General features: G+C 41.1%; 5 protein-coding genes. All 5 read left to right on the top strand.

What is annotated here, in order from left to right; genetic code table 11:
- Positions 1 to 479: 479 nt before the first annotated feature.
- Positions 480 to 902 carry a helix-turn-helix domain-containing protein gene (locus tag AC2JF8_RS09200; RefSeq protein WP_500729656.1) on the top strand — a complete coding sequence of 141 codons (423 nt, stop codon included), beginning with the start codon at positions 480 to 482 and terminating at the stop codon, positions 900 to 902.
- Positions 895 to 1533: a Fic/DOC family protein gene (locus AC2JF8_RS09195; protein ID WP_500729657.1), complete on the top strand. Its 639-nt coding sequence runs from the start codon at positions 895 to 897 to the stop codon at positions 1531 to 1533. Before AC2JF8_RS09200 ends, AC2JF8_RS09195 begins: the two co-directional genes overlap by 8 nt.
- Before the next feature lie 17 nt (positions 1534 to 1550).
- The gene (locus AC2JF8_RS09190) at positions 1551 to 2369 is read left to right on the top strand and encodes a Fic family protein (protein WP_500729658.1); all 819 of its coding nucleotides are present in this window, start codon (positions 1551 to 1553) and stop codon (positions 2367 to 2369) included.
- 39 nt (positions 2370 to 2408) lie between these two features.
- Positions 2409 to 3383, top strand: a complete 975-nt coding sequence (locus tag AC2JF8_RS09185; protein ID WP_500762793.1) for a Fic family protein — start codon at positions 2409 to 2411, stop codon at positions 3381 to 3383.
- A 66-nt stretch (positions 3384 to 3449) separates the two neighbouring features.
- The gene (locus AC2JF8_RS09180) at positions 3450 to 5732 is read left to right on the top strand and encodes a DNA topoisomerase (RefSeq protein ID WP_500762792.1); all 2283 of its coding nucleotides are present in this window, start codon (positions 3450 to 3452) and stop codon (positions 5730 to 5732) included.
- The last annotated feature ends 201 nt before the right edge of the window (positions 5733 to 5933 follow it).

Here is a 5933-nt window from a genome sequence, read left to right as displayed (position 1 = left end):
GCCCCAAGGGGCAGCTGGGACCATCAACCGCAATTCAGTAGAGACAAAAAGCAGGCAAATCACTAAAAAGTGGTTTGCCTGCTTTAGTTTATTAAGTCAAAGGATCTAGTTTTTTCCCAGACTCTTTGCTTGGCTAAAAAATGCTCTATTTTGAGACAATTTACCGAAACTTTAGGCAATTTTAGCAGTTTCATTAATTTAATTCTCTGGTGTTCTGAGAAAAATAGCTACGATATTCTAGCAATATGCAATTATTTATTGGGGTTAAGGATCCTCAAAAGTTGTCGATTAGAACAAGAACCATGACCCAAAAACAGCTAGCCGCTATGTATGCTAAACAGCAAAATCCAGTTCAAGATGAAGGTCTAGAACTTCAACAGATATACGTTTCGCATTAAGACACTTCCATAAATGGAATATATATTTCCAAATATGGTATAATATATTTAGGAAATATTTTTAGAAATGAGCATTTTAAAATGAGCGCAACAATTACAAAACTACTGAATAATAAACACGTTTCGGTAAGGGAAGTTGCCGAAAAGAGTCACGTTTCAGAAAGTACACTAAGAAAAGCAATTGCTAGGCCTATTGAAGCTTGGTCAATCAGAATTCTTGACGCCTTTGCGGTCGGTTTAGATAAAAGAGCGGGTGATTTATTAAACATGTTAAAACCACAATCATATAATTTAGAAATTGATGATGACGCGCAGACCATTCAGGGCGTCTTTATACCAGATAAAGAAATGTATTTTGAAATCCGGGGAGTAGTAGAAGCTAGTCATTTAGAGGGCTGGAACCCCACTAAGGAGAATATTCAAGCCGTCCTGGACGGAGTTGTAAACCCTGATCCAGAAGAAGTTAAGGAAATTGCTGCAATTTGGGATAGTAACAATGAGTGACTGGATACAAGATACGCTGTACCCTAACGGCGTTTTGAAAAACAAATATCATATTCGGGATCAGCAAAAGCTTGAACAAGTAGAGTATTTGAAAGCAACGCGGAGAGCAGCAATTTTTCTCCACTCCAAGCCCCAAATTAAAAATATTCAGGATATAAAAAAGGTTCATAAAATCATGTTTGGCCGTTTATATGATTGGGCCGGAAAATACCGACCGGGTAATTTCCAAAAAAACGGCTATGATTTTTTTGACCATTCAAGATTTGGGTATGCGGAAACCAATATTAATAACATCATGCATAATCAGCCCGAAAAGAGGGCTTTAGCAGCTGAGGATTACGCTAAACTATTAGATGAAATCAATTTTATGCACCCGTTTAGAGAGGGCAACGGCCGGAGCTGTAAAGTTTTTCTTTCTGCCTATGCAGCAAACCATGGCCAAGTGATTGACTACCCACGAAAAAATGAAGAGATGATTCAAGCACAAAATAACGCCGATGTGGGACGAATTGCGCAATTAATTAAGATTCAAAATATGCCTAGCCGAGAGAATGCTTTTACTATATTAGCTAATAGGTATGGCAAAGAGCAGCAGGAGTTTGATCAAGATGAAGGCCTTGAATTAGATTAGAAAGCAGGATAAATCAATTGAAGTATGAAGACAAATTTAGGCTAACGCCTGAAGAAAATAGACGCTTTGCCAAAACCAATTTAACCAAATTGGTCTTCACTAACTCACGCTTTGAAGGCCTGACTACCACCATGCCGCAAACCCAGACAATCATTGATGGTCTGGGTGTTGACGGAGTTCCAATTGATGATATTAATATCATTGTTCAACTAAAGCGGGGCTGGCAGTTTGCTATCAATGAAAAAAAGCCCCTGGACTTAAACATGGAAAAGCAGATTAATGCGATTGTTGCACGCGATACGGCGGCCTTTCCAGGATATTTGCGCAATGGTTCAGGCGGTGTGGAAACTTACCGGGGCGAGTTTGAAACGCCTATGGTTGAAGAAGACCAGGAACAGGAATATTTAAAGCAGCTGCTAGCCAGTGATCGCTCCGCCACCGATAAGGCACTAACTCTGATGTATCATAATATGCGCCAACAAATGTTCTACGACGGCAACAAGCGGACCGCCACAATTGCGGCTAACAAGATAATGATTGATAACGGAGCCGGTCTGATTAACGTGCCGCTTGACAAGTGGCCAACGTGGCAGCAAAAGCTGGCTGATTATTACTTTTCAAATGATATGACCGACCTCAAGGACTGGACGTATCAAAATGGTATTTCCGGTATGGAGCCAAACTTGCAGGCGCGGGCGAAACATAAGAATCAGGAATTATCGGCTGCCGAAGAAAAAGAAACTATTGCCGAATTTAAAGAGTTAATTAAATCTTCTAAGCAGGACAAACAAAATAAGCAGTCTAGTCTTAATCGTGACGATGGACTTGAGCTTTAGTTGGCCAAAAATATTAATTTAAATTAAGAAGGTATCACAATGGAATATGACCAAAAATTAGCTGCAATTACAAACTTAAAAAATAAGATGGATACCTACAGACCATTATCCCCGCTTGAAGTTAAGCAGCTCGAACAAAATATTAGGATTGAGCACGTGTGGTCTTCGGCCGCAATTGAAGGCAATACGATGACCGAAGCTGAAACTGCCGAGATTCTTAATGGCGGGCTAGGCGCAACCATTCATGGTAAGACCATTAAGGAAACGCTGGAGATTATTAACTTAAACGAAGCATACAGTTACATGCAGGACCTGGCGACCAAAAAGCAACCAATCAGGAATGAAGATATTAGAAATTTGAACCGCATTGCAACTTTAGCAACAATTCAGCCTCAAGAAGAAGCCGGTAAGTATCGCAACATTGATGTTTACCCTTATGGTTCAGAATCGCGGCCTTACGCCCACTTTTATGAAATACCCGAGAAAATGCAACAGTTACAAGCATGGAGTAATGAAGCACAAGACAAGCTGCACCCGGTACAGTATGCGACCGACTTGCACCAAAAATTTGTTACTATCCACCCGTTTAAAGACGGCAACGGCCGTACGGCTCGATTGCTAATGAACTTAGTCTTAACCGAAAATGGTTATCCAGTAATTAACGTTAATCCATCTAAACCAGCACGAAAGCAATACATGAAAGCATTAGCTGCTTCTCAACAGCCCAATAATGATCCTCAACCATTTAGAAATTTGATCGCTGATTATGTAGAAAAAGAGCTAAAAAAGCGAATTTTAAGTCTGCAATTTGCTAAAAAAAATGAAGAGGAAGCTAAAAAAGACTTCAAAAACAGTCAACTTGACTGGGATAAACTACAGAAAGAATATGAAGCTGCTAAGAAAAAACAGCAGTCAAAACCAACCGACAGTCAAGCTGAACTTGCTAAAAAGTACGCTGAACAACAGAACAAAGAGCAGCAGGGGCTTGATCGTGACGATGATCTTGAGCTTTAGTAGCTCTCAAATTTTTATTATACAATCCAACAATGTTGGATTTTTTTATTTATGGGAGGATACGCATTGAAATATTTAATATTAACTGAAAAGCCTTCTGCAGCGCGGCATTTTGCTGAAGCTTTAGGCGGCTTTAGTGGCTTTATCACTTTAATACCCGGTAGCTCCGGAACAGATAGCTACGATATTGTCGCAGCACATGGTCACTTATTGGAGCTAAAAGAGCCTCATGAGATGGTTGCACCAGACAAGGTTGCCAAGTATAAAGATTGGACTGATTTGGCTAATTTCCCCTGGAATCCTGCTGATTTTACTTGGGAAAAGCAGCCCAAAAAAGATGCTAAAGAGACACTTGATCGCATCAAAAAAGCTGCCAATGGCCACGATGCGATTATTATCGCAACCGATGACGATCCATCGGGTGAAGGCGACGTCCTTGGTCAAGAAATAATTGATTATATCGGCTGGCATAAGACTATTCTACGCGCTCGCTTTGTGGATGAGTCGCCCAAATCTTTAAAGAAGGCTTTGGCCACACTCACTGATGTAAGCGATAAAAAAACATACGGCGCATACCAAAAAGGAATAGCACGTGAACGCTTTGACTTTTTATCAATGCAGCTTTCCCGAATAGCATTAATTGCTGAGCGAACAGCAGATTACAACGTCAGAAGGCAAGCTCTAGGGCGCCTTAAGTCAGTAATCATCGGTTTAATCAATCACCAGATTGAAGCCCGGAACAATTATGTCAAAAAACCGTTCTACGAGGTTCGTTTTAAAGATGCAGCCTACCATGTTTTCAAAAATCCGGCTGGTCAACACTATGAGCAGCAAGCTCTTGCTAAGCAGGCAGCAGCTGCTTTAACGCCTTCTGCTATCCAGATTACCAGTGAAACTTTAAAACACCAGGCTCCACCCCAAATGCTCGATCTCAGTCACCTTTCGGTGGTTGTTGGAAAGCAGGGCTTCCAGTCTCAACAGGTCCTTAAAACCTATCAAAAAATGTATCAAAATAACGTCGTATCTTACCCTAGGACGGCCGATAGGAAGATTACCCAGGAAGACTTTAATGAATTGCTGCCCCTTGCTCCTAAGATTGCTAAAGCAGTCAACATTGATCCGCAGCTACTAACCCAAACAACCTGTCGGCCAAAGTTTTTAATCAAAAAGGCAGATCACGGTGCTAACCGTCCTGGCCCCAATGTTCCCGAAAGCTTGAATCAGGTAGAGCAAGAATATGGACGCTGTGGAAGAATAATCTATGAAACACTGGCACGTTCTTTCCTGGCAATTCTGGGTGATGACTATACCTACAAACAAATTGAAGCTTGCTTATCATCATATCCAGACTTTAAGAGTAGTATCAAAATACCTCAAGACCAAGGCTACAAAGACATTTTCAACTTTGACGCCCTGCAAGATCCAGATGAAGAAGTGTCCACCAATCGATTTGAAGGTCAAGTTAGCCCGTTTGTCTTCGAGGGGCAGAATCCTAAGCCGCAAGCCCCAGGGCACCTATTCGTCGTCAACTATTTAGCAAAACACAATATTGGCACTGGTGCTACGCAAGAGTCAACGCTGGCGGAAATGTCAACTGGTAAAGGCAAATTAATTGAGAACAAAAACGAGAAATATACTCTTACTAGTGTTGGTTTGATTCAAGCAATGATTAGCAGACACACGCAAATTGCTAGTCCAACCGTGACTCTGAAACTGCAAGAGGCGATGGATCAGGTCGGCCAGCTAAAAATGCCGATGATGACTGTGCCCAATACGATGGCGCAGATTGTTAACCATGATAAGCAAGCAATGCTAAATAATCAGGCCGCTTTGGCTTCGTCTCCGCAATTGCAAAAGGCTAAACAGGAGTGGGCCAAAGTACAAAAGGTAATGAACGTGCCCAAAGTTACGGGGAACTGGCAGGGACAAGAAGTCGCAATCAAGACCAAATGGTGTGACCATAGTTTTACCCAAAGCGAGTTAACGCAGCTTTTTGCGGATAAAACAATCACGATTGACACAGAACGGGGTCAAGTTAGCGGCAAGCTTGCAGAACAAATGTATAAAGGCTACAAATTTGTCGGCTTTAAACCTAACTTACCAGATAAAACACAGAGTGAAGGTTATGTTACGGGCACATTTGTACCAACAGGTAAGCAAGTAACCTTTAAAAAGCAATTTGGCACGCATATCTTTACGTCGGAAGAAACTGAGCAATTGTTACAGGGCGAAGAAATCACGGTCCAGGCCACTAGTAAAAGCGGCAAGTCGTATTCGGTAATGGGGAAACTCAAGAATTACGTTTATAAAGGAAAGCGTCATTTTGGCTTTAAGGCTGCTTTTAAATAGAAAGGAATAGAATGGGCCAATATCGTAAAAGGAACTATCGTAAACGATACTTTCAAAACATAAGAAAAAAATATCAAAAGAGTCTGGGAAAAAACTATTTCCCGGACCAACAAAAAAAGACGTTGAACTCAACGCCTTTTTTCGTATACATTTTGTCTTGGCCCTGATATTATTTATTTACCAAACTCAAATAGATCGGAG

This window comes from Lactobacillus sp. CA30L (genome assembly GCF_059900845.1).
This window is presented reverse-complemented; position numbering and strand designations above follow the sequence as displayed.